This is a genomic window from Nonomuraea sp. NPDC050536 (genome assembly GCF_044457685.1).
Lineage (GTDB): Bacteria > Actinomycetota > Actinomycetes > Streptosporangiales > Streptosporangiaceae > Nonomuraea.
The window spans coordinates 849,570-870,235 of the sequence record NZ_JBITHD010000001.1 but is presented as its reverse complement, the minus strand read 5'-3'; the positions used below and the strand labels follow the sequence as shown (position 1 = coordinate 870,235).

18 protein-coding genes are annotated in these 20,666 nt (G+C 71.5%); 13 read left to right on the top strand and 5 right to left on the bottom strand.

Annotated elements, in window-relative coordinates; genetic code table 11:
- Window positions 1–101 precede the first annotated feature (101 nt).
- Genes ACIBHX_RS04375 through ACIBHX_RS04350 form a run of 6 tightly spaced genes read left to right on the top strand, consistent with a single transcriptional unit; the run spans window position 102 to window position 6,528 of the window.
- Window positions 102–1,898, top strand: a complete 1,797-nt coding sequence (locus ACIBHX_RS04375) for an ABC transporter substrate-binding protein (protein WP_397064092.1) — start codon at window positions 102–104, stop codon at window positions 1,896–1,898.
- Window positions 1,891–2,919 carry an ABC transporter permease gene (locus ACIBHX_RS04370; RefSeq protein WP_397064090.1) on the top strand — a complete coding sequence of 343 codons (1,029 nt, stop codon included), beginning with the start codon at window positions 1,891–1,893 and terminating at the stop codon, window positions 2,917–2,919. The genes ACIBHX_RS04375 and ACIBHX_RS04370 overlap by 8 nt, the downstream gene beginning before the upstream one ends.
- Entirely contained in the window at window positions 2,916–3,755 is an 840-nt protein-coding gene (locus tag ACIBHX_RS04365; RefSeq protein WP_397064089.1) for an ABC transporter permease, read from the top strand. The genes ACIBHX_RS04370 and ACIBHX_RS04365 overlap by 4 nt, the downstream gene beginning before the upstream one ends.
- Complete coding sequence (locus ACIBHX_RS04360; protein ID WP_397064088.1) at window positions 3,748–4,713, top strand: ABC transporter ATP-binding protein; 966 nt, start codon at window positions 3,748–3,750, stop codon at window positions 4,711–4,713. The genes ACIBHX_RS04365 and ACIBHX_RS04360 overlap by 8 nt, the downstream gene beginning before the upstream one ends.
- Window positions 4,697–5,608: an ABC transporter ATP-binding protein gene (locus tag ACIBHX_RS04355; RefSeq protein WP_397064086.1), complete on the top strand. Its 912-nt coding sequence runs from the start codon at window positions 4,697–4,699 to the stop codon at window positions 5,606–5,608. The genes ACIBHX_RS04360 and ACIBHX_RS04355 overlap by 17 nt, the downstream gene beginning before the upstream one ends.
- Window positions 5,605–6,528 (top strand): LD-carboxypeptidase, encoded by a 924-nt coding sequence (locus tag ACIBHX_RS04350; RefSeq protein WP_397064084.1) that lies wholly within the window; start codon window positions 5,605–5,607, stop codon window positions 6,526–6,528. Before ACIBHX_RS04355 ends, ACIBHX_RS04350 begins: the two co-directional genes overlap by 4 nt.
- On the opposite strand, the gene ACIBHX_RS04345 is transcribed toward ACIBHX_RS04350, so the two are convergent.
- Complete coding sequence (locus ACIBHX_RS04345) at window positions 6,521–7,483, bottom strand: DUF5937 family protein (protein ID WP_397064082.1); 963 nt, start codon at window positions 7,481–7,483, stop codon at window positions 6,521–6,523. The genes ACIBHX_RS04350 and ACIBHX_RS04345 overlap by 8 nt on opposite strands.
- A 77-nt stretch (window positions 7,484–7,560) precedes the next feature.
- On the opposite strand from ACIBHX_RS04345, the gene ACIBHX_RS04340 reads away from it, so the two are divergent.
- Window positions 7,561–8,739, top strand: coding sequence for an MFS transporter (locus tag ACIBHX_RS04340; protein WP_397064081.1), 1,179 nt, complete (start codon window positions 7,561–7,563; stop codon window positions 8,737–8,739).
- 475 nt (window positions 8,740–9,214) lie between these two features.
- On the opposite strand, the gene ACIBHX_RS04335 is transcribed toward ACIBHX_RS04340, so the two are convergent.
- The 3 genes from ACIBHX_RS04335 to ACIBHX_RS04325 form a co-directional block, all read right to left on the bottom strand.
- Window positions 9,215–13,735, bottom strand: a complete 4,521-nt coding sequence (locus ACIBHX_RS04335) for a tetratricopeptide repeat protein (RefSeq protein ID WP_397064079.1) — start codon at window positions 13,733–13,735, stop codon at window positions 9,215–9,217.
- Between the two features lie 219 nt (window positions 13,736–13,954).
- Window positions 13,955–15,052, bottom strand: coding sequence for a ring-opening amidohydrolase (locus ACIBHX_RS04330; protein ID WP_397064077.1), 1,098 nt, complete (start codon window positions 15,050–15,052; stop codon window positions 13,955–13,957).
- A gap of 2 nt (window positions 15,053–15,054) precedes the next feature.
- Window positions 15,055–15,981 (bottom strand): carbamate kinase, encoded by a 927-nt coding sequence (locus ACIBHX_RS04325; RefSeq protein WP_397064075.1) that lies wholly within the window; start codon window positions 15,979–15,981, stop codon window positions 15,055–15,057.
- 70 nt (window positions 15,982–16,051) lie between these two features.
- Between ACIBHX_RS04325 and ACIBHX_RS04320 the strand changes: the two genes are divergently transcribed.
- The 3 genes from ACIBHX_RS04320 to ACIBHX_RS04310 are packed head-to-tail and all read left to right on the top strand — an operon-like array spanning window position 16,052 to window position 18,399.
- Entirely contained in the window at window positions 16,052–16,708 is a 657-nt protein-coding gene (locus ACIBHX_RS04320; RefSeq protein WP_397064074.1) for an alpha/beta fold hydrolase, read from the top strand.
- Between the two features lie 22 nt (window positions 16,709–16,730).
- The gene (locus ACIBHX_RS04315) at window positions 16,731–17,363 is read left to right on the top strand and encodes a TMEM175 family protein (RefSeq protein WP_397064072.1); all 633 of its coding nucleotides are present in this window, start codon (window positions 16,731–16,733) and stop codon (window positions 17,361–17,363) included.
- Window positions 17,347–18,399 carry an aromatic acid exporter family protein gene (locus tag ACIBHX_RS04310; RefSeq protein ID WP_397064070.1) on the top strand — a complete coding sequence of 351 codons (1,053 nt, stop codon included), beginning with the start codon at window positions 17,347–17,349 and terminating at the stop codon, window positions 18,397–18,399. Before ACIBHX_RS04315 ends, ACIBHX_RS04310 begins: the two co-directional genes overlap by 17 nt.
- Window positions 18,400–18,432: 33 nt before the next feature.
- Here the strand turns inward: ACIBHX_RS04310 and ACIBHX_RS04305 are convergent, their stop codons facing one another.
- On the bottom strand, window positions 18,433–19,287 hold the full coding sequence (locus ACIBHX_RS04305; RefSeq protein ID WP_397064068.1) for an SDR family oxidoreductase: 855 nt from the start codon (window positions 19,285–19,287) through the stop codon (window positions 18,433–18,435).
- A 48-nt stretch (window positions 19,288–19,335) separates the two neighbouring features.
- Here ACIBHX_RS04305 and ACIBHX_RS04300 point away from each other — a divergent pair, with 48 nt between their 5' ends.
- The 3 genes from ACIBHX_RS04300 to ACIBHX_RS04290 all read left to right on the top strand — a co-directional run bounded on the left by ACIBHX_RS04300 (window position 19,336) and on the right by ACIBHX_RS04290 (window position 20,665).
- Window positions 19,336–19,707 carry a MerR family transcriptional regulator gene (locus tag ACIBHX_RS04300; RefSeq protein ID WP_397064066.1) on the top strand — a complete coding sequence of 124 codons (372 nt, stop codon included), beginning with the start codon at window positions 19,336–19,338 and terminating at the stop codon, window positions 19,705–19,707.
- Between the two features lie 149 nt (window positions 19,708–19,856).
- Window positions 19,857–20,186 (top strand): ArsR/SmtB family transcription factor, encoded by a 330-nt coding sequence (locus tag ACIBHX_RS04295; protein ID WP_397064064.1) that lies wholly within the window; start codon window positions 19,857–19,859, stop codon window positions 20,184–20,186.
- Window positions 20,183–20,665, top strand: a complete 483-nt coding sequence (locus ACIBHX_RS04290; protein WP_397064062.1) for an SRPBCC domain-containing protein — start codon at window positions 20,183–20,185, stop codon at window positions 20,663–20,665. The genes ACIBHX_RS04295 and ACIBHX_RS04290 overlap by 4 nt, the downstream gene beginning before the upstream one ends.
- Window position 20,666 lies beyond the last annotated feature (1 nt).

The following is a 20,666-nucleotide window of genomic DNA, read 5'->3' as shown; positions in this document are numbered from 1 at the left end:
ATGGAAGTTTTCGATGCTCAGAATCATAAGCCTGCACGATTGTTGGGGTCGTGACGCCTTCTCGTCAGCATTCGTTCACACCTGACCGGAAGGAGCCCCCCATGCCCAGATGGACCGGCGCCGTCGCCGCCTGTGCGCTGACCCTGGCGCTCGGCGCCGCCCCGCCCGCGACCGCCGCACCCAGCACCACGCTGCGGGCCGCGATGGACGGCTCGGGCGTGGACACGCTCAACCCGTTCCTGGCGTTCTTCGACGGAGCGCTGGAGATCTTCGGCAACGTCTACCCTGCACTCAACTCGCTGCAGCCCGACGGGACGCCGGGGCCGTACCTGGCGACGTCGTGGACGCCCTCGGCCGACAAGCTGACCTGGACCTTCAAGCTGCGCGACGGGCTGAAGTGGAGCGACGGCAAGCCGCTGACCTCCGACGACGCCGCATGGACGCTCAATCTGATCATGTCGGACGCGGTGGCGGGCACCGCCAACGGCTCGCTGGTCAGCAACTTCGCCTCGGTGACCGCGCCCGACCCGACCACGCTGGTCATCAAGACCAAGGCGCCGCAGGCGAGCGTGCCGTACGTGAGCATCCCGATGCGCGGCATCCCGATCGTGCCGCGGCACGTGTGGGAGCCGCACGCCCAGCAGCTCAAGGACTACAAGAACGACGCGCTGCCCGTGGTCGGCTACGGGCCGTGGGTGATGACGGACTACAAGCAGGAGCAGTACGCCAGGTACGACGCCAACAAGAGCTTCGTGCTGGGCGCGCCCAAGTTCGACCACCTGGTCGAGCAGAGCTTCAAGTCGACCGACGCCGCTGTGGCCGCGCTGCGCAGTGGTCAGATCGACTACAAGTCGGGCGTCAACGCGACCCAGTTCAAGGCGCTGCAGAACGACAAGAACATCAAGGCGATCCAGACGGTCGGCAACGGCTGGATGGGCCTGGAGATCAACCACAACGCCCGCACCCGCTCGGGCAAGAGGATCGGCACCGGCGACCCCCGGCTCGGCGACCCCGTGCTGCGCAAGGCCATCGCGCTGGCCACCGACAAGCAGACGCTGGTCACCAAGGTGATCGACGGGGTCGGCCAGATCGGCGCCGGCTACCTGCCGCCCGCCTGGCCGCAGTGGGCGTGGAAGCCCGCCGAGCCGACCCCCTACGACCCGGCCCAGGCCGGCAAGCTGCTCGACGACGCCGGCTACACCAAGGGCGCCGACGGCATCCGCGTCAAGGACGGCAAGCCGCTGAGCTTCCGCCTGGGCATCCACTCCGACGACTCCGCGGACGCGGCGATCTCCACCTACCTGGTCGGCTGGATGAAGGCCATCGGCATCAAGCTCACCATCGAGCCGCTGTCGATGAGCGCGCTCAACAGCGACCTGGCCAAGGGCGACTGGGACCTGCTGATGGACGCCTGGACGACCGGCCCCGACCCGACCTACCTGCTGGGCATCCAGAGCTGCTCGACGCTGCCCAAGGACGACGGCACCGGCGGCAACACCGACTCCTTCTTCTGCGACGCCGACTACGACAAGCTGTTCAAGGAGCAGCTCGGCACGTTCGACCAGGCCGAGCGCGCCAAGATCATCGGCCAGATGCAGGACATCCTCTACAAGGCCGACGTCAACCAGATCTACTACTACGCCAACGGCCTCGAGGTCGCCCGCACCGACACCGTCTCGGGCCTGACGCTCGGCGAGCCCAACGCGCAGGGCCTCTACCCGGCGCAGTCGGCGTTCTGGAGCTACCTCAAGGCGACCCCGCCCACGGCCGCGGCCGCCGCCGAGGGCAAGTCGGACGGCGACGGGCTGCTGTGGGGCGGCGTCGCGGTCGTGGTGATCGTGCTGGGCGCCGCGATCGTGGTGCTGCGCCGCCGCTCGGCCAAGGGCGACCGTGAGTAGCGCGAGTACGGCTACCGCCCCGGCGCGCACCGCCTCGGGCACTTTCCTGCGGTACCTGGGTTCCAAGCTCGGGGCGGCGCTGGTCAGCTTCCTCATCACGCTGGTCATCGGGTTCGTCATCTTCAACCTGATGCCGTCGGATCCGGTGCGGACGCTGACCCGCGGCCGCCCGACCAGCGAGGCGCAGCTGGCTCAGATCCGCGTCCAGCTCGGCCTGGACGAGCCCGTCTGGATGCGGTTCCTGACGTTCGTCAACGACACGCTGCACTTCCGGCTCGGCTACTCCTGGCAGTTCCAGGAGTCGGTGTCGTCGCTGGTGGGCGAGCGGCTCGGGCCGACGCTGCTGCTGATGGGCACTTCCGCGGTCATCTCCGTGGCACTCGGGCTCTGGCTGGGCGTGCGCAGCGGATGGCGGCACGGCAGCCTGTTCGACCGGGTGTCGTCCGGGGTGTCGCTGACGCTGTGGTCGGTGCCGACGTTCTGGCTGGGCATGATCCTGCTGATCACGCTGAGCGTCGGCGTCGGCCCGATCCCCGGGCTGTTCCCCGCGGGCGGCATGACCGACCCGGCGCTCAACGCCAACGGGCTCGAGCACGTGCTCGACGTGGCCAGGCACCTGGTGCTGCCCGCCCTGACGATGGTGCTGGTGGTCTTCGCCCAGTACGTGACGATCATGCGGTCGTCCATCATCGACGAGCTGGGCAGCCCCTACCTGCTGACCGCCAGGGCCAAGGGGCTGACCGACGCCGAGGTCCGGCGCCGGCACGCCGTACCCAACGCGCTGCTGCCGTCGGTGACGGTGATCTTCATGCATCTGGGCACGCTGGTGACCGGCGCGATCACCGTTGAGTCGGTCTACTCCTGGCCCGGCCTGGGCTACCTCACCTACGAGGCACTCAAGATCCCCGACCTGCCGTTGCTGCAGGGCACCTTCATCATCTTCAGCGCGAGCGTGATCGTCATGAACCTGCTGGCGGACGTCGCCTACCGCTTCCTCGACCCGAGGGTGCGTGCCCAGTGATCCGCGCCTTCACCAAGCGGCCCGCCGGGCTGGCCGGGCTGGGCGTCCTGCTCGCCTTCGCCGTGCTGGCGCTGGCCGCGCCGCTGTTCATCGGGCCCGACCAGCTCGACGTGGTCAGGGTGGACGGGCCACGGCTGGCGCCGCCGAGCGCCGGTTACCCGCTCGGCACCGACCTGGCAGGCCGTTCGATCCTTCTGCTGTCGATCTGGGGCGCGCGCGAGTCGCTGGCCATCGGCCTGATCTCGACGCTGCTGACGGTGCTGCTCGGCACCGCGGTCGGCCTGATCGCCGGGCACTACCAGGGCCGCCTCGGTCGGACGCTGATGCACGTCACCGACTGGTTCATCGCGCTGCCCAGCCTGCCGCTGGCCATCTCGCTGTCGGCCGTGCTCGGCCAGGGCGCGGCGTCCATCACGATCGCCATCGCGATCACCTCGTGGACGGCCACCGCCCGGCTGGTGCGCGCCCAAACGCTGGCCGTCGAGGCGCGCCCGTTCATCGAACGGGCCAGGGCGCTGGGCGCGGGCAACCGGCAGATCATGATCCGGCACGTGCTGCCCAACGTGATGCCGCTCATCCTGGTCTCCAGCACGCTGACCGTCGCCTCGGCCATCCTGTCGGAGGCCACGCTGACCTTCCTCGGCCTGGGCGACCCGACCAGCGTCACCTGGGGCTCAATGCTGCAGACGGCCTTCTTCGGCGGCGCCGTCACCGCGGGCGCCTGGTGGTACCTGATGCCGCCGGGCGTGGCGATCCTGCTGGTCGTGCTCGGTTTCACGCTGACCGGGCGCGCCGTCGAGCACATTCTCAACCCTCGGATGGTGAACCATGCTTGACGTGCGCGACCTGCGCGTCAGCTACGGCACGGCGCCCGCCGTCCGCGGCGTCAGCTTCACGCTGGAGCCCGGGCAGACGCTGGGCGTGGCGGGCGAGTCGGGCTGCGGCAAGTCCACGATGGCGCTGAGCCTGCTGCGACTGCTGCCGACCACCGCCAAGGTGAGCGGCCAGGTGCTGTTCAACGGCGAGGACCTGCTTACCGCCCGGTGGGAGCGGCTGCGGGCGGTGCGCTGGGCCGGCGCCTCGGTGGTCTTCCAGGGCGCGATGAGCGCGCTCAACCCCGTCCGCACGATCGCCGACCAGCTCGTCGAGCCGATCGTGCGCCACGACAAGGTGTCGGCGAAGGTCGCCAGGGCCCGCGCTGCCGAGTTGCTCGACAGCGTGGGCGTCCCGGCGAGGCGGATCGGCTCCTACCCGCACGAGTTCTCCGGCGGGCAGCGCCAGCGCATCATGATCGCGATGGCGCTGGCCTGCCGGCCCGACCTGATCATCGCCGACGAGCCGACCACCGCGCTGGACGTGATGGTGCAAGCCCAGATCCTGGAGCTGCTGTCGGGCCTGATCCGCGACCAGGGCATCGCCGTCATCATGATCAGCCACGACCTGTCGGTGCTGGCCCACCTGTGCGAGCGGCTCGCCGTCATGTACGGCGGGCGGATCGTCGAGCTGGGCCCCGCCAAGCAGCTGATCTCCGATCCACGCCACCCCTACACCAGGGCGCTGGCCGGGGCGTTCCCCACGATCGGCGATCCCGCTTCCCGGCGTAACCCGTCCGGGCTGGCCGGGGATCCGCCGTCGCTGGGCTCGTTGCCGTCGGGGTGCTCGTTCGCGCCCCGGTGCCCGGAGGTGGGGGCGGCCTGCCGTACGGAGACCGTGGAGCTGTGGCCCGCCGGAGCGGGACGCGAGGCGGCGTGCCTGCGAGTGCTGGAAGGGGCTGTCGATGCTGGAGGCGCGTGACCTGCGGGTCGCCTACGGGCAGGCGCGAGCGGTGGACGGGGTGAACCTGCGCGTCGAGCCGGGCGAGATCGTGGCGCTGATCGGCGAGTCGGGGTGCGGCAAGAGCACGCTGGCGCGGGCGCTGGTCGGGCTGGTCGAGCCGACCAGCGGGCAGGTGCTCTACCAGGGAAAACCGCTGAACTACAAGGCGTTGAAGGCCTACCGGCGGCAGGTGCAGCTGGTGCTGCAGGACCCGTTCGGTGCGCTGAACCCGCGGCAGTCGGTGTTCGACGCGGTGGCCGAGGGGCCCAGGTTGCACGGGCTGACCGATGGGCTGACGGAACGCGTGACCTCGTCGCTGGCCCGGGCGGGGCTGCGGCCACCGGCGGAGTTCTTCCGCAGGTTCCCGCACGAGCTGTCCGGCGGGCAGCTGCAGCGGGTCGTCATCGCCGGGGCCCTGGCGCTCGACCCGTCGGTGATCGTGGCCGACGAGCCGGTCGCCTCGCTGGACGCCTCAGTGCGCGGCGAGATCCTCAAGCTGCTGCTCGGCCTGCGCGACGAGCTCGGCCTGTCGGCGCTGGTCGTCAGCCACGACCTGGGCCTGGCCTGGAACATCGCCGACCGGGTCGCGGTGATGTACCTGGGGCGGATCGTGGAGCAGGGCACGGTCGAGGAGGTGCTGCTGCGCCCCCGCCACCCCTACACGCAGGCGCTGCTGTCGGTGGCGCCCAGCGATGACTGGCAGCCCACCCTGCTGACCGGGGAGCCGCCTGATCCCACCCGGATCCCCGGCGGCTGCCGCTTCCATCCCCGGTGCGGGAAGGCCTTCGAGCCGTGCGCCGTCCGCGACCTGCCGGCGCTTTCTGCTGATATTTCGGGCGCTGCCTGCCATCTGCTGTCTGAGGAGACTTCGTGACCCGTTTCGTGCAACCCCGCGCTCTGCGCCCCGGCGACCGCGTCGCGGTGATCGCGGCCTCCAGCCCGCCAGGGCAGACCAAGCTGGACGGCGGCGTCCGCGCGCTCGAGGCGGAGGGCTTCACGGTGGACGTGTTCGACTCCGCCCGGGCCACCGGGACCGAGTACGACTACCTGGCCGGCGACGACGTGCTGCGCGCCCGGGACCTCACCGCCGCTCTGGCCGATCCCGCCTACACGGCGATCTTCATGGCGTGCGGCGGTTACGGCGCGCAGCGGACCCTGGAGCTGGTCGACTGGTCGCGCGTCGACCCGGCCAGGCCGAAGGCGGTGATCGGCTACTCCGACGTGACCGCGCTGCTGGAGGCGATCGCGGTCAAGCTGGGCTGGGGGTCGTTCTTCGGGCCGCTGGTGGCCACCGACTCCTTCCACCTGGGGCGCGGCGACTACGCCTTCGACACGCTGATGGCCATGCTCCGGGGTTCGATCAGCAAGCTGACCTTCCCCGACGCGCGGACGATCACGCCCGGCGTGGCGGAAGGGGTGACGCTCGGCGGCACCGCCTCGCTGCTGGCGGCCGGCCTGGGCACCGACACCAGCCTTCCGGCCAGTGGCGCGATCCTGTTCCTCGAGGACGTGGACGAGTTCCTGTTCCGCCTGGACCGGATCCTCACCCAGCTGCGCCGCTCGGTGTATGTCGAGGGGGTGGCGGGGATCGTGCTGGGCACGTTCACCGAGTGCGGCGATCCGCGCGACGTCGACCGGCTGCTCGCCGACCGGTTCCACGACCTGGGCGTGCCCGTGCTGGCGGGGGCCGACATCGGCCACAACATCCCCACCCAGACCTTCCCGATCGGCGTCCCGGCCCGCCTGGACACCGAGGCGGGCACGCTCACCCTGCTCAAGCCGCCCGTCAGCTGAGCACGGCCTCGGCGCGCGGTGTGCGGGCGTACAGGACAGAGCGCCCGACCCGGTGCGGGGTGACGAACCCGGCCTCCTTGAGCAGCGTCAGCTGCTCCGAGACGCTGCCCGGCGACAGGCCGGTACGGCGCGCCAGCTCCGTGGTGGAGGCCGGGGACTCCAGCTCGACCAGCAACAGGACGCGGCTCCTGCCGATGACGGCGGACAGCGCGTCAGGGGCCGGGGCGGTGCCGCGTTCCCAGAGCGTGGCCACGCCCCTGGCCGGGTAGGCGATCACCGGCCGGCTCGGGGCCTCCGTGCGGTAGGAGACCCGGGGCCAGACGAAGATCGACGGCACCAGCAGCAGTCCCTCCCCGCCGAGCGCGCGGGAGTAGACGGCGGGCCGCTCCTCCAGGCACAGCCGCATGTCCTGCCAGCGCACGGCCGTGTGCATCCCGGCGAACAACCCCTCAGGGCCGCGCGCGGCCAGCTGCCTGCTCCGGTAGACCAGGTCGCCCTCGAGCAGGGCGCGCATCCGCGGCCAGTGCGGAGCCACGGCCGTCTCCCAGTACCTCTCGATCGCCGCGGCCAGCCGCGCCATCCCCTCGCCCGGCTCGTCATACAGCTCCCGCACCGTGGGGGCGCGCGGCCCGGCCAGGGTGTCCAGGTTGGCCCGCACCACCTCCGGCGGCGTGGCACGGAACGTGGCCAGCTCGACCTCCAGGTCGGGCAGCGGCGTCGACGGGGACGGGGTCAGGAAGTCGGGGATGTAGCCGGTGGGGTCGGCCTGCAGGTCCACCAGCGGCCCCAGGTCGAGCCCCGCCAGCTTCCCGCGCACCTCCTTCATCCACGGCAGGTGCAGCGCCCGCCCGGCCGGCCGCAGCAGCGTGCGGAAGCTGTAGACGGCCTCACGCAGCGGCGAGTAGGCGAAATGGATCGACGACAGGTCGTACGCCGAGAACGTCAGCGTCAGCATCCGTCCGGACACCTCCGATTATTCGGGTCTCGCCGAATCTATCGCGAGGCTCCAACCACCGGAGGCACCTTTGCCGCATGACGCTCACAACGGTTTTCGGCGGACTCCCCAAGGTCTTCTGGCTGCTGTTCTCCGGCCAGCTCGTCAACCGGTTCGGCGCGGTGGTGCTGCCGTTCCTCGTCTTCTACCTGGGTGCCAAGGGCTTCTCCCCCGCGGAGATCGCCGGCGTCATGTCGGCCTACGGGCTGGGCGGCCTCGGCGGGCAGCCCATCGGCGGCTACCTCGCCGACAGATTCGGGCGCAAGCTCACCCTGATCGGCGGGCTGCTGGTCACCGCGGCCTGCCTCGTGCTGATCGGACTGGCGAGCAGCCTGGTCTGGCTGGTGACAGGCGCGGTCGCGCTGGGCCTGGTCGGCGACGTCTACCGCCCGGCCGCCTCGGCGATGGTCGCCGAGACGACGCCAGGGCCGCAGCGGGCCAAGGCGTTCGGGCTGATGCACTGGGCGATCAATGTGGGCGCCGCCATCTCGGGCGCCGCGGCCGGGCTGCTGCTGGCCCACGGTTACTGGGTGCTGGTGGCACTGGACGCGGGGTCCAGCGTGGTGTTCGCGGTGATCGTGGCCTTCGGCGTGCCGGGCGACCGGCCCGCTGCCCGGGCCCGGCGCGAGCGGGCGGGCTATGGCGTGGCGCTGAAGGATCCGGCGCTGGTGGGGTCCGTGCTGATCATCCTGGTCGGGCTGACGATCTACGGGCAGGTCAAGTACGGCCTGCCGCTCAAGCTGGCCGCCGACGGGCTGCCGCCGTCGCTGTTCGGGCTGCTCATCACGCTCAACGCGGGCATCGTCGTGCTGTTCCAGCCGGTGGCGGTGGCCTGGCTGTCCCGCTACCGCCGCCTGCCGGTGCTCGGCGTTTCGATCGCGGTGATCGGGGTGGGGCTCGCGCTCACCGGGGTGGCGGACCACGCCTGGCAGTACGTGGTCACCGTCCTGATCTGGTCGGCCGGGGAACTGGGCATGGCCGCCGTCGAGGCGGTCGTCATCGCCGACCTCACGCCGGAGGGCTCGCACGGCACCTACCAGGCCCTCTACGGCTGGGCCGCCGCCGTCTCCCGCTTCGCCGCACCCGCCCTCGGCGCCCTGCTCTACGGCTCAGGGCTGCTGTGGTGGTCGTGCGCGGCGCTCGGGCTGGGCTGCCTGGCGCTCGCCCTGGTCCTCATGCCCTCCTTCGCCCGCCGCGCCGCCCTGATCGCCGGGTGAGGTCTCATCCTCCTTGTACGGCGAGCGGCCGCCACCGGCCACCCGCCATACTCCGGGTCTTCTCGTGTACGGCGAGCTGCCGCCACCGGCCGCCCGCAGTACTTCGGTTGCGGGCCCGCGACCGGCGCTTCCGGCGAGTCGGGGACACTTTCCCGCCGCCACGGCGCTTCGTCATCCGGGCACCACGGTCCGGGTGACCGCCGTACAGGGCGCCGACTTTCGCCGTACCCCTTCTCGCCGACCCGGCGCCTGGAAGCGCGCGCCCGGGGTCAGCGCGGCGGTCCCGGGGCCGCGTGGCGGGGTCGGTGGTCAGGTTTCGGGGGGCGCGCAGGTGGGTTCTGGGTGCCGTGGCGGCGGGAAGTGTCACCGACTCGCCGGAAGCGCCGGGCTGGGGTCATCAGCCGGAGTGCGGCGGGCGGCCGGTGGGGCGGCTTGCCGTACAAGAAAGATGTTGATCTTTGTCGTACTGGTTCCGCTATCGGGTGGGGCTTTGTTCTCGGCGGGGGAGGAGGCCGGTGGGGCCGGTGACGACGCTCAGGCGGCCCGGGGCGAACATGACCTCGCCCGTGGGGCCCAGGGAGATGGCCGAGTTGCCTGCCTGGAGTTCGGCCTGGAGGCCGGGGAGTTTGAAGCGGACCAGGTTCGGCAGGAGGGCCGACAGGAGGAACAGGCCGAGCAGGATGGGCGTCATCGCCGACAGCAGGACCACCGTCACCCTGTCGGTGAGCAGGAAGGCGGTCCACAGAGCGGCCAGGAGCGTCAGGGAGATGGACGCCACCGCGTAACCGCCCCAGGCGGCGGGCGTGGCGGCGCGCAGCTCTCGTTCGAGCAGGTGCAGGCTGCGCTGGGCGTCCACGTGGAGGGGGTCGCGCTTGAGGCAGGCACGCAGGTGGCGCATGGCCCGCCGGCGATAGCCGAAGCGGCCACCCGCGCCCGTCAGCAGCGAGCCCATCCTGTGGTGGGCGACGCCCGCCACGTAGTGCGGGTCGGCCTGGCTCTCCGGCGCCGTCCCGATCGCCAGCTGCGCCTGGGCGTAGGCGTCGGCGTGCAGGTCGGCGTTCTGCTGGTCATCGCCGCGCTGCACGAGCAGGCGGGCCAGCGCCAGGTGGATGCGCCAGCGCTGGTCCACGTCCTGTCGCAGCAGCGTACGGCGCAGCGTCTCCTCGGCCTCGGCCTTCTCCCCCGCGGCGGCCAGCGCCTGCGCGTACCCGATGGCGGCCGGGCCCGAGGCGGGGTCGACGGCCAGCGCGTTGCGGAACTGCTGCTCGGCGTCGCCTCCCCTGATCAAGTAGAGGGAGCCGAGCTCCACGTGCGCGGCCACGTCGTACCAGTCCTGGGTCACGGCGCGCAGCAGGTGCTCCTCCGCCTCGTCGTAGCGGCCCATCTGGACGTAGAGGGCGCCCAGGTCGGTGTGGCTGCCGCGCGGGTCGATCTCGGTGGTCTTCTTCAGGTGTGCCTCCGCCGAGGCCAGCGCGCCCTGCCGGAAGGCGATCACGCCCAGGCACAGGTGGGCCGAGGGTTCCGGATACCGGTCGAGCACGTCGTAGGCGATCTGCTGGGCCTCCTGGTAGGTGTCGTCCCTGGACTGGCCGACGAGGGCCCAGGCGAGGGCGAGCCGGTGCGCGGAGTCGTGCGGCCTCTGCTTGAGCGCGGCGCGGAAGTCGTCGGCCGCCTCGACGTGGTGACCTCCGGCGTAGTGCACCCAGCCGAGGCTGTAGCGGGCGGCGGCCCGCTCGCGGTCGTTGGCGGCCTGCTTGAGCAGGCGGGTGAAGGCCTGCTCGGCCTCGGTCAGGAGCCGCTGGTCGTGGTAGAGCCAGCCCTGTTCGACCTGCAGGTCCCAGTTGGCGGGGTGCACGGCCCGCGCGCGGTCCAGCTCACGTTGGGCGTCGGGCCAGCGGCGCAGCGAGCGGAGCGTGGCCGCGCGCGCGATGGTGGCCGCCGGTTCCCGCGCGACCATCCCGAGCGCCTTGTCGTAGCAGCTCAGCGCGTCGTCGAACTGGAGCCGGTTGTCGTGGACGCGGCCGAGCTCGGTCCACAGGTCGATCTTCTCCGGGTTGCGGTTCAGCGCGGTCCTGAGGATGCGCTCGGCCTCGTCGAAGCGGCGCAGGGTTCTGAGGGTGAAGCTCTGCCCTTCGATGCCTTCGGTGTACCCGGGCCAGCAGGCGACCGCCCGCTCGAAGCAGGCCAGCGCTCCGCCCAGGTCCTGCGAGTCGTAGGCGAGCCACCCCGCGCACACGTGCAGGCCGGGCTCGCCGGGATGGGTCGCGAGCGCGTCCGTCACCGCCTGCCGGGCCTCGTCCAGACGTCCGCTGTGGCGTAGCAGGTCGATCCTGCGTCTCAGCATCGACAGGTGGCGGGGCGCGATCGCGTGCGCCTCGTCAAGGCGGGCGCGTGCCTCGTGCTCGCGCCCCTGCGCCTCCAGCAGCGCGGCGACCGAGTCGAGCACGTCCACCGAGCGGGGATGCAGGCCGAGTGCCGTGGCGGCGACCGCCTCGGCCTCGTCGTAGCGGCGCATGGACACCAGAAGCTCGATCTTGCGCCAGAGCGCCCCTTCGTAGCCGGGGTTGATCGACAGCGCCAGGTCCAGGACTTCCAGCGCTTTGGCCGGGTCGCCCCGGCCGTCGTGGAAATGGGCGACGCTGACGTAGACGGCAGGCTCGTGGCGATGGCGCTCCAGCGCCTGCGCGGCCAGCCGCTCCGCCTCGTCGTAATGGTTGATGTAGGTGAGGTACTCGATGAGGCTGCGCGCCGCCCATTCGCTCGACTCGTCGAGCTCGAGCGCGCGTGCGGCGAGGTCGGCGGCCTCCCTGTCGCGGTCCTGGCGGCTCATCAGCCACGCGCCGTACAGCAGGACATCGGCCGATCGCGGCCACTTCTCGCGAGCCCGCGTGAACGTCTGCTCGGCCTCCTGGAAGCGGCGGAGATCGCGGAGCACCAGGATGCGATCCCACCAGGCCCATTCGAAGCCCTCGTCCATCGACAGGGCGGTGTCGATCTCGGCCAGCGCCTCGTCGAGGCGGCCCTCACTCCTCAGCAGGTAGCCCACGCGCAGCCTGATCGCCGCGTCCTCGGGGCACCGCTCGACCGCGAGGTCGGCGGCGCGGTGCGCCTCCTCGTAGCGTCCGGCGTCGGTCAGCACGTCGATGCGCCGCCGCAGGGCCCAGGCTTGGTCCTTGTCGATGGCCAGCGCCCGCTCCAGCCATGCGAGAGCGTCGTCGGCGGATCGGGGGGCGCAGAGGTTGGCCATCTCGACACAGACGTCCGCGTCACCGTTCAGTGCCTGCTGTGCCCGCTCGGCCGCGTCGAGTGCCTCCTGGTAGCGGCCCTCGGCGCCCAGCAGGCGCGGGCGCCGCCGCAACGCCTCGGGCTGCTCCGGATCGAGCGACAGCACCCGTTCCACTTGCTCCAGCGCCTGCGGAGCGCGCCCCGCGATCTCGTAGGCGCTGGACGCCGCCAGCAGGATGAGGACCGTGGTGGGCCGGCGCTGGATCGCCACGTCGGCCGCGCGCACGGCGTCGGCCGGCCGCTCCGCGTAGCTGAGGAAGTCTATGCGTCTGGGCAGCGCCTCCAGATGGCGCTCGTCCAGTTCCAGCGCCTGCTCCGCCTGCTCGGCGGCCTCGGAGTCCCTGTCCTGCGCCGACAGCAGCTCGGCCAGCGCCATGTGCACCTCGGGCGACCCGGCGAACCGCCGGGCCACCTCGTGCGCCTCGTCATGGCGCCGCATCCATCGCAGCAGGTTCATGCGCCCGGCGGCCAGGCCGGGATCGCGCGGATCGAGGGCCTGCGCCCGCTCCAGCAGTTGGAGCGCCTCCTCGCGGCGTCCCGCCCGCTGGAGCGCCGTGGCGGCGGACTGGTGAAGGTTGATCCCATCCGGTCTGGTCTCGAGCGCCTTTCCGGCGAACTCGACCGCTTCCTCCGTTCGCTCGGCCTCCACCAGGATGTCGATGCGCGTGCTCAGCGTGTCGGCGTCCCGCTCGTCCAGGGACAGGGCGTGATCGACGGCGGCCAGGGCCTGGTCGTACTCCTCCCTCCTGGACAGCTCGTAGGCGACGGTCCGCCAGATCCAGGGGTCTCGCGGCGCCCGGCGCTTGGCGAGTTCGGCGGCCTCGAGCGCCTCCTCGGGGCGGCGCGCGTAGCGGAGCAGGTTGATCAGAGAGACCAGGGCCCGCGGGTAGGCCTCGTCCACGGTCAGCGCGCGCCGCGCCCACTCGGCGGCCTCGTCGTCCAGGTCGCGGCTGCTGAGCAGCCATGCCTGCTCGAGCATGACGGTCGGATGCCGGGGGAAGGCGGCCAGCCCCTGCTCGACGAGCCTCTCGGCCTCGCCGTAGCGGCCGTGTAACCGCAGGATGCCCATCGCGTCGACGGCCCATCGGGGGTCGAGGCCGCCCAGCGCCGTCGCCGCCTCGTACGCCTGGATCACGCCCGGGCCGTCGTGGCAGTCGTCGAGCACCCAGCCGAGCGTCGCGTGGGCCGACGGCTCCTCGGGGTGGCGGGCGACCAGGTCCCGTGCGCAGGCCTCCGCGTCGTCGAAGCGGTTCACGTTCAGCAGGCCGTGGGCGTGCCACTGGTGGGCTTTCAGGTGGTCCGGGGCGACCCGGCGGGCTGCTTCGAAGTACTCCAGCGCCTGCGCCGGGCGGTTGGCGTCGAGCATGGCGCGGCCCGTCGCCACCCGGATCAGCGGCGAGTCCGGTAGCCGTGCCAGGGCGCTTTCCCCGGTCTCGACGGCCTCGTCGAGGCGGCGGGCGCGGGCCAGGGCGGCCACCGTCCAGGCGGCAGGCTCCTCGCGGCCGGGCGCTCGGTCCGCGGCCCTGGTGAAGGCGGCCAAGGCCTCGTCGTCGCGGCGCATCGCCAGCTGCAGGCGGCCCCGGGCGACCAGGACGTCCTCGTCCTCGGCCAGGTCCGGGTGCTCGGCCAGCAGCGTGGTGGCCTCGTCGAACTCGTAGCGCCTGCGCAGGTCGTCGACGCGGGCCGCGATCTCGGTGCCGGACGCGCTCATGCACACCCTTCTCGGGAGTCGGATACGCCCTACACCTTAGGGTTTCCCGGCCGGGATTCCCGGTGTTCCGGAGATCACCCAGGTGGGTTCCTGGCGCCGTGACGGCGGGCGACCGTCACCGACTCGCCGCAAGCGCCGGGCTGAGGTCCTCAACCGGAGTACGGCGGGCGGCCGGTGGAGCGGCCCGCCGTACAAGAAGCTAATAGCGCTTGAGAAGAATCACCCATGGTCGGCGATGGCGGCGACCGGGCCGCCGCCGGAGGGGCCCTGGTGGACGGCGGCGACGGAGACGAAGACCGCCGGGTCGCCCGTGACCGAGGCCGCGACGCCGCCGACCGTGGCCTTGATCTGCCTGTGCCAGTGCACGTCCGAGTCGTCGAGCATGATGTTGCGCCGGCCGCGCACCCTGCCCGAGGGGTCGGCCTCGCACTTCATGAAGACGTTCACGAGCCTGTCGCCCAGATCGGAGGGGTGCGGCCGGTCGGGCAGCGGGATGCCCGAGTCGCGGATCGCCTCCCAGATGCCGTCGGCGTCCAGGGCGTCCTTCATGACGCTGTGGCCGATGCGGTAGCGGCCGCCGATGCCGCGCACGTTGCCGACCAGGACGATCTGCGCCCTGTCCAGCTCCACTCCTGACGAGCACGACGCGACGCTGCTGTAGAGCGACAGGTCGTGGAAGATCTGGTCGGCGCCGGGCATGTCGATCTCGCCGAGGGCGACCGCGATGCCGAGGGCCGTGGTGGCGTTCGACAGGTCCATCGACGGGCCCGTCTCCTCGATCGCGGTCTCCTTTCCGCGGCTCTTGGCGTCGGTGATGGTGGCCAGCGTGAGCAGCGGCGTCTTGGTCTGCACGTAGTGCACGTCGCTGGGGTCGTCGATCCCGGCGATCTTCATGGCCTCGCGGACCCCGGCCGCGACCTTCTCCACCATCGCCGGCCTGCCGATGTCCTCGGGCAGGATCACGTCGCTCATCGCCACGCCCACCGACACGCGCGGCTCGTCGGAGGCCGGCGCCTTGGCCGGGTCGACGGTGGCGAAGACGGTGGCGTGCGGGCTGAGCACGCCGTCGGTGCCGCCGGACCACACCAGCGGCACGTTCTCCGGCGCCGGATGCCCCTTGGCTGCCAGGACCTCGCGGAAGGCCCGGTCGGCCAGGATCCTGGTGTAGTCGTTCACCCCGCCGTTGCCCTCGGTCTTGCCGACCACGGCCAGCACCCGGCGGGCCTCGATCACCCCGTCGTCGATCAGCCGTTCCAGGCCGGAGGCGTCGGTGACGCTCTCGATCGGGATTTTGCGTACTTCTATCGGATCCGCCATGCTCACGTGACTCCTGCCCTGTCGGGTTCCACCTGCGTCCCCGTCTCCAGGGACATGGCTCGCTCGATTCCTGCCAGCGAGGTGATCACCGCCCGGCTGCCGCCCTCGTCGACGAACCGCAGCGCCGCCTCCACCTTCGGACCCATGCTGCCTCCGGCGAAATACCCAGCCGCGTGAAGGACACGCAGTTCACCGGCGGAAATCCGGCCGATCGGCCTGGGATCCGGCCCGCCGTACCCGATCACGGCGTTGGGCACGTCGGTCGCGATGAGCAGCACCGTGGCGCCCACGGACCGGGCCAGCAGGGCCGCGGCGAGGTCCTTGTCGATCACCGCCTCGACGCCGGCCACGGTCCCGTCGGCCTGCCGTACGACGGGAACTCCCCCGCCGCCGGCGGCCACCACCGTGTAGCCGGCGTCCATGAGCACCCGCACCGCGTCGGCGTCGAGGATCTCCAAGGGGTGCGGCGAGGCGACCACCCGGCGCCAGCCGCGCTCGAAGCGGCGCCAGCTCTGGCCGAGCGCCTCGAACCGGCGGGCCTCGGCCTCGGAGAAGTAGCGGCCGATGGGCTTGGTCGGGTCGGTGAACCCCGGGTCGGCCGGGTCGACGAGAGTCCTGGTGACCACGGTGGCCACGCCCGGCCCGAGCGCGTTCATGATGAGCGTGCCGATCGTGGCCTGCGTCTGCGCGCCGCACCAGTCGAGCGGCACCGGCGGCACCACCGCGGCGGCCAGCTGGTTCTTCAGCAGCAGGTTGCCGACCTGGGGCCCGTTGCCGTGGGTGAGGATCACCCGGTGCCCCCGGCCGAGCAGGGCCCGCACGTGCCGCATCGCCTCCTCCACGGCCGCCCGCTGGTCATCGGGGGCGGCGCTGCCGTCGGGCGCGGTCATCGCGTTTCCACCGAGGGCGATAAGTACCCGTTCAGCCACGCTCTGACGCTACTGACCGGCGGATCGGGGATTCATGGGCAATGTCTGCCTAACATAGGCTCGCCGTGTGATGCGTGAAGCCACTGCCAACGGGATCAAGCTCGTCTATCGGGAAGAGGGGTCCGAGGCGGACCCGCTGCTGGTCCTCCTGCACGGCAGGACGGCCGACCACAACAACTGGAACGGCATCACCCAGCACTTCGCCCGCCGCTACCACGTGCTCGTGCCGGACCTGCGCGGCCACGGCGCCAGCGACCACCCCGGCTCCTACGCGCTCACGGACATGGCCGACGACATCGCCGGACTGCTGGCGGGACGGCGGGCCGTGGTGGTCGGCCACTCGCTGGGCGGCGTCGTCGCCTACTTTCTGGCCGTCCGGCATCCCGAGCTGGTCGAGCGCCTGGTGCTGGAGGACCCGGTGCCGCCGGTGCCGATGACCGGGCGGGCGCCGATCGAGGAGGACGACTCGACCGGGTTCGACTGGCAGATGATGCACCAGACCGAGAAGCAGCTCATCAGCCCGGATCCCACCCTGCCGGGCGTGCTGGCCGGCATCACCGCGCCCACGCTGGTCGTCTCCGGCGGGCCGTCCAGCCACATCAGGTCCGAGCCGCTGGCCGCGCTGATCCCCGGGGCCGAACTGGTCACGATCGACGCCGGGCACCTGATCCACGAGAACGCGCGGGCCGAGTTCCTGGGAGTCGTCGACGACTTTCTCAAGATCTGACCAAACGATTAACATCTCCCGGGTGACAGAAGCCAAGCCGCATCCTGGTCTGACGCCCGAGCGCGTGAGCATGTTCACCGACGCGGTCCTGGCGATCGCGATCACGCTGCTGGCCCTGGAGATCCCCCGCCCTTCCGAGAAGGACCTGGAGGACCTCGGCGGGTTCCTGGCCCACCAGAGCAGCGCCTTCTACACCTTCGCCCTGGCCTTCGTCATGCTCTGGTTCGCCTGGCGGGCCCACCACACGCTACTCGACCAGCTGCGGAAGGTCTCCCAGCTGACGCTCGGGGTGCACGTACCGCTGCTGCTGTTCGCGGCCTTCCTCCCCTACACCGCCCACCTGTTCGGCGAGGCCGGTTCGATCCCCAAGTCGGCGCCGATCGCGGTCGCCATGTTCTCCGGCACCGAAGGCGTGATCATGATCTGCCTCGCGCTGCTGTTCACGCTCGCCGTCTCGCAGAAGCTCTACAGCGCCGACGCCGGCGTCCAGAGCCTGGTCACCTGGGCCGCCGTCAACTGGGGCATCGGCCTGTGGTGGACGATCAGCGCCGCCGTGGCCCTGTTCGGCAAGCCCGACCTCGCGATCACGCTGTGGTGGTTCACGCCCGTCGTCACCACCGCGGTCGTCCTGGTGCGGCGTGCAAGGGTTTCGTGAACGGCTGAGCCGCTTCTGGCTCATGGCGCCCTCGATCGGGCAGTGCGCGGTCGGCGCGGCGCTGGCATGGCTCGTCGCCCTGAACGTGCTGGGTCACCCGCAGCCGTTCTTCGCCCCGATCTCGGTGCTGATCTGCGTCGGCGTCGGGCTCGGTCAGCGGCTGCGGCGCGTGGCGGAGCTCGTCGTCGGCGTCAGCCTCGGCGTCGGGGTCGGCGATCTGCTCGTGTCCTGGATCGGGTCGGGGCCCTGGCAGCTGGCGCTGATCGTGGCGCTGGCCATGTCCGCGGCGGTGCTGCTCAACAGCGGCGCCCTGTTCATCGCGCAGGCCGGATCGTCGGCCGTGCTGGTGGCCACGCTCCTGCCGTCGACCGGCACCGGCGGGCTCGACCGCATGGCCGACGCGCTCACCGGCGGCATCATCGGCGTCGCCATGGTCGCGCTGCTGCCCGCCAGCCCGTTCACCATCGCCGCCAAGCACGCGTCGGAAGTGCTCGACGCCCTGTCCACCGCGCTGGAAGGCGCCGCGGAGGCCATCGACAAGCACGACGTCGAGCTGGCCGCCGAGGCCCTGGAGGAGGCGCGCGGCACCCAGTCGGCGATCGAGGAGTTCACCCAGGCGCTGCAGACCAGCCGCGAGATCGCCACGATCTCGCCGCTGCACTGGCACAGGCGGGCCCGCCTGACCCGCTACGAGACGGCCGCCGCGCCCATCGATCACGCGCTCAGGAACGCCCGCGTCCTGGTCCGCCGCACCATCTCCGCTCTCGGCGAACCCACGCCGCCGCCCGCCTGGCTCGCCACGTCACTGCGCGAGATCTCGGAAGCGGCGCTGCTCCTGCAGCTCGAACTCGGCGCCGGCCGCGAACCCGTCCTGGCCCGTCAGGCCCTTCTCGCGGTCGCGGGGCGCGCCAGGCCGGAGCGGCACGGCTTCTCGACCGACGTCATCACCGCCCAGCTCCGCTCCATCGCCGTCGACCTGCTCGAAGCCACCGGCCTCCCCCACCCCGACGCCACCGCCGCCCTCCCGCCCGCATAGTTCCTGTTCGTCGTCACCCGCGAAAGGCCGAGGTCAGCTGAACTCGGCCGCATGGTCCATGGCCCACTGCGCGAAGGTGCCGGCGGGGCGGCCGGTGAGGCGCTCGACATGATCGGTGATGCGGCCGGACTCCGGCCGGCGCGCCGAGGCGGCGATCAGCGCTTCCACCAGCCGCTCGGGACGACCGTCCGCGAGCATTCGCGAGCGCGCCAGGTCGGCGGGGATTGCCTGGAAGCGCAGACGGCGCCGCAGCGCGACGCCGAGGCGATCGACCTGGTCGGCACGGCTGAGGACCTCGGGTCCCGTCAACACGTACGGGCCATGGACCGGTTGGCCGCGGTCCGCGAGCAATACGGCAACAGCCGCATCAGCGACATCGCGCTCGTCAACGACAGCCGTGCGCGCCATATCAGGACCCGCCACCACGTCGCCCGCTCGCAACTGCGCCGCCCAGCCACGGGCATTGGACGCCAACGTGTCGCTGCGCAGCACCACCGGTCGCAGGCCGGCATCGCGCAGCAGGGCTTCCATGTCCGCGTGCACCTGAGCGATCGGATCACTCTGACGTACGGCCTGGTCGTCTACGGCTGTCGAGGACAGGTAGACGACATGGGGTGCCGCTGCCGCGAGTTCCGCGATCAGGCCGTGTGCGGAGGCGGCGTCGATCAGCGGCCAGAGGAGGAAGACGGCGTCGACCCCCACGAGCGCGGCACGGACAATAGTGGGGTCTGTGAGGTCGCCGACCACGGGCTCGGCTCCGGCGCGCACACCGGCTTGCCGGCGTACCAGGCAGCGCACGCGCGCACCGCGGGCTTCAAGTCGGTCAACGACCTCACTGCCGAGGTTGCCGGCCGCGCCGGTGACCAGAATCGTTGGGGCTTCAGGCATGTTCGAGACGGTAAGGGTTCAGGTCGACATGAAGGCAAGGCGCTTGTGGTGAGGACGATCGGAGACGCGGCTGCGGAACTCGGTATCGAAGCTCACGTGCTTCGGCACTGGGAACAGGTTGGGGCGCTCACCGTTCGTCGCGACGGCAACGGCTACCGCCTTTACGACGACAACGCTCTGGAGCAGGCACGCACCGTGCTGAAGCTGCGGCGCGTCGGACTGTCGTTGCCGGAAGTCGTCGCCGCCATGGCGCCGAAGAAGTCGACGGCGCAGGCCGTTGTACGGGCGAAGATCGCCGCACTCGAAGACGAGGTCCTCCGGAGACAGCAGGCCATCACCTTCCTGCGGCACGCCGTCGAGTGTCGCCATCGGTATCTCGACGAATGTCCGGACTGCGAGAACTTCGTCCGTGAAGCTTGACGGGTTGGACCGTGCCAGTGCGGTCAGGGGCGGGTGGGCAGGTCGGTGCTCGTCAGCAGCGGTACGCCGGGGCAGGTCAGAGGGTGTCTGCCGGTGTTGAAGTAGACCTCGATCTTGGCGATGCAGGCGGGTTGCCTGAGCGCGGAGCCGTGGCTGTCGGACGTACATCGGGCGAGGGGCTCTGCACGGCCCCCGAGGGCCCGCGGCCCCCTGGCCTGCCGTACCGGGCGGCGAAGTTGTCCGTGTCGCGGCTGGCCGAGGGGTATTCGATGAGCTTCGCCGCGGTGCAGAAGCACGTCGCGGTGCTGGAGCGGGCCGGGCTGGTCAGCAAGCAGCGCCGCGGGCGGGAGCAGCTCGTCACCACGGACCTCGATGCCGTACGGCGGGCACGGCGGGCCCTCGACGAGTACGAGGCGATCTGGCGCGGACGGGTGGACCGGATGGCGCACCTGCTCGACGAGGAAACGGGGACCACATGACCGTCATGCGCGTCGACAAGGACTTCGACGCCCTGACCCTCACGCTGGTCGCCGAGTTCGACGCGCCGGTCGAGCGGGTATGGCGGCTGTGGGCCGACCCGCGGCGGCTGGAGCGGTGGTGGGGCCCGCCGAGCCACCCGGCGACGGTGCTGGAGCACGACCTGAGCCCGGGCGGGACGGTCACCTACTTCATGACCGGGCCCGACGGCGAGAGGTCGCACGGCTGGTGGCGGGTCACCTCGGTGGAGCCGCCCGGGTCGCTGGAGTTCACCGACGGCTTCGCGGATCAGCACGGCCGGCCGATGCCCGGGATGACCAGCAGCATGCGAGTACGGCTCACCGCGAACGGCGGCGGCACCCGGATGGAGGTGCGCTCGACGTTCAGCTCCCTGGAGCACATGGAGACCGTCGTGCGCTGGGGTGCGCCGGAGGCGTTCGCCCAGGCCATCGGCCAGATGGACGCCCTGCTCGCCGGCTGAG

Excerpts from the sequence above, each read along its gene's own strand:
- ACIBHX_RS04320 (WP_397064074.1), top strand. The coding sequence starts at position 16,052 with ATGCGTGAAGCCACTGCCAACGGGATCAAGCTCGTCTATCGGGAAGAG.
- ACIBHX_RS04340 (WP_397064081.1), top strand. The coding sequence starts at position 7,561 with ATGACGCTCACAACGGTTTTCGGCGGACTCCCCAAGGTCTTCTGGCTG.
- ACIBHX_RS04305 (WP_397064068.1), bottom strand. The coding sequence starts at position 19,287 with ATGCCTGAAGCCCCAACGATTCTGGTCACCGGCGCGGCCGGCAACCTC.
- ACIBHX_RS04360 (WP_397064088.1), top strand. The coding sequence starts at position 3,748 with ATGCTTGACGTGCGCGACCTGCGCGTCAGCTACGGCACGGCGCCCGCC.
- ACIBHX_RS04330 (WP_397064077.1), bottom strand. The coding sequence starts at position 15,052 with ATGGCGGATCCGATAGAAGTACGCAAAATCCCGATCGAGAGCGTCACC.
- ACIBHX_RS04355 (WP_397064086.1), top strand. The coding sequence starts at position 4,697 with ATGCTGGAGGCGCGTGACCTGCGGGTCGCCTACGGGCAGGCGCGAGCG.
- ACIBHX_RS04335 (WP_397064079.1), bottom strand. The coding sequence starts at position 13,735 with ATGAGCGCGTCCGGCACCGAGATCGCGGCCCGCGTCGACGACCTGCGC.
- ACIBHX_RS04290 (WP_397064062.1), top strand. The coding sequence starts at position 20,183 with ATGACCGTCATGCGCGTCGACAAGGACTTCGACGCCCTGACCCTCACG.
- ACIBHX_RS04345 (WP_397064082.1), bottom strand. The coding sequence starts at position 7,483 with ATGCTGACGCTGACGTTCTCGGCGTACGACCTGTCGTCGATCCATTTC.
- ACIBHX_RS04375 (WP_397064092.1), top strand. The coding sequence starts at position 102 with ATGCCCAGATGGACCGGCGCCGTCGCCGCCTGTGCGCTGACCCTGGCG.